Source organism: Micromonospora sp. NPDC048040, assembly GCF_055587185.1.
Genome location: NZ_JBVJGT010000139.1, coordinates 1 through 1,839 on the forward strand (window position 1 = coordinate 1; position 1,839 = coordinate 1,839).

The 1,839-nt window shown below is 77.5% G+C and carries 1 protein-coding gene and 1 pseudogene; both read left to right on the plus strand.

From position 1 onward, the window contains the following. Positions 1–178, plus strand: a pseudogene (locus ACZ6O2_RS36490) (AAA family ATPase); the annotation flags it as partial. After that, positions 175–1,713 carry an ABC transporter substrate-binding protein gene (locus tag ACZ6O2_RS36495; RefSeq protein ID WP_466026216.1) on the plus strand — a complete coding sequence of 513 codons (1,539 nt, stop codon included), beginning with the start codon at positions 175–177 and terminating at the stop codon, positions 1,711–1,713. The pseudogene ACZ6O2_RS36490 and the gene ACZ6O2_RS36495, both read left to right, overlap by 4 nt. The last annotated feature ends 126 nt before the right edge of the window (positions 1,714–1,839 follow it).

Consider the following 1,839-nt stretch of genomic DNA (forward strand, 5'->3'; position numbering starts at 1 on the left):
CGACATCGAGGACAACCTGTCCGAGCGGATCCTGTTCAACGAACTGACCCCCGGCCAGATCGTCGTCGTCGACTGCGAAGGCGACCCGAGCAACACCGCCAAGTCCAAGCTGGTGTTCCGGGGCGGCCACAAGCCGCCGACAGGGCCGGTCCCCGACGCCGGGGCGGTGACGGCATGACCGGCGTACGCGAGCAGGAACGCGTCACCGACGCGCCCACCGGGACGGACACCCTCCGTTTCCTGGGCCCGGTCGACGGCGGGTTGCCCGACGAACCGGCCCCGGGCCGCATCGGGACCGGACAGATCCTCCGGCTGCTCACCCGGCAGCTGTTCGCGTACCCCACCGGCACGGACCCCGCCGTCCGGCCGGTGGCGGACGCGGCCGCGGAACTGCCCACGGTCGACAACGGAGGAATCAGCGCGGACGGGCGCACCTGGCGCATCCGGCTCCGGGACGGCATCCGCTGGGACGCCCAGGCCGCCCGGGAGTTGACCGCCGGCGACGTCGTCCGGGGCCTCAAGCGCACCGCCCACCCCCTCGCCCGCGCGATGCGCCCGTACCTCGGCGAGATCATCGAGGGCATGGCGGACTACTACCGGGCGTACGACGAGGCGCTCGGGCACTGGGAGGCGCACGCCCCCGCCTTCGCCCAGTTCCAGCAGTTCACCCGGATCCCGGGGCTGCGCGCCGAGGGGGACACCGTCGTCCTGCGGCTCACCGCGCCGGCCAACGACCTCGTCGACCTGCTCGCCACGGGATTCACCGCGGCGGCCCCCCGGGAGTACGACTACTACGTGCCCGAGAGCCCCGAGCTGTACCGGTGCACGCCCTCCGCCGGGCCGTACCGGATCGCCAAGCGGCTGTCCCCGGGCGGCGACCTCGTTCTGGAGCCCAACCCCCGGTGGGATCCGGGCACCGACCCGGTACGCCGGCGCACCGCGCGGCGCATCGAGGTCGTCGCGGCGGCGGACGGCCAGCCGGTCGACCCGGCGTCGGGCTTCGGGGTGCTGTCCTGGTCGGTGCCGTCGCCGGCGGCCCGGTTCGCCGGCACGGGGTGCAGCTACTACCTCTCCGCCGGCGCCGGTGGGGCCGCCGAGCCCCACGCCGTACGGCATGCGCTGTCGTGGGCGCTCGACCGTGCGGCCCTCGCCGAGGCGGCCTGCGCGGCCGGCGCCGACGGCGCCGCCACCCAGCACGGCGTCCTGCAACCCGGGCACCCGGCGGCAGAACGCGGCGCCGACGACGCACCCGACACCGGTGATCCGGAGCGGGCGAGGCGTCTGCTCGACGCCGCCGGGCTGGGGGAGGGGACCCGGCTGACCCTGGGCGTTCCCGCCGGCTCGCGGCTGGGCGCCGTGGCCGCCGCGCTGGTCGCGGTGTTGGCGCGGTACGGCATCACCCTCGTGCCGGTCCCGCTGGCCCCCTCCGGCGGGCCGGGCGTCGACGTCGTGTTGCACGAGTGGGTGCCGGCCTGGGCCGGCGACGCCGGTCGCGACCTGGTGCACCGGATGTGGCCGTCCGACGGCCACGCCGGCGACCCGGCCGAGGTGGCCCGGGAGGCGCTGCGGGCCATGGACCCGGGCGAGGCGGCGACGCTGTGGCGTCGCTTCGACCGGCTGGCCACCGCCGACCTGCGGCTCGTGCCCCTGCTCGTGGCGGACTGGCCGCGGGCCCGGGCCGACGGTGTGGCCGCCGGGGCGGCCCGGTGGTAGGGGCCGTCGGGCCGGGCTGACCACGCCCGGCTACGTCGGGGGGGGGGGGGGGGGGGGGGGGGGGGGGGGGAGAGGAGGGAGGGGGGGGGGGGGGGGGGGGGGGGGGGGCAGGGGGGGGGGAGGGGG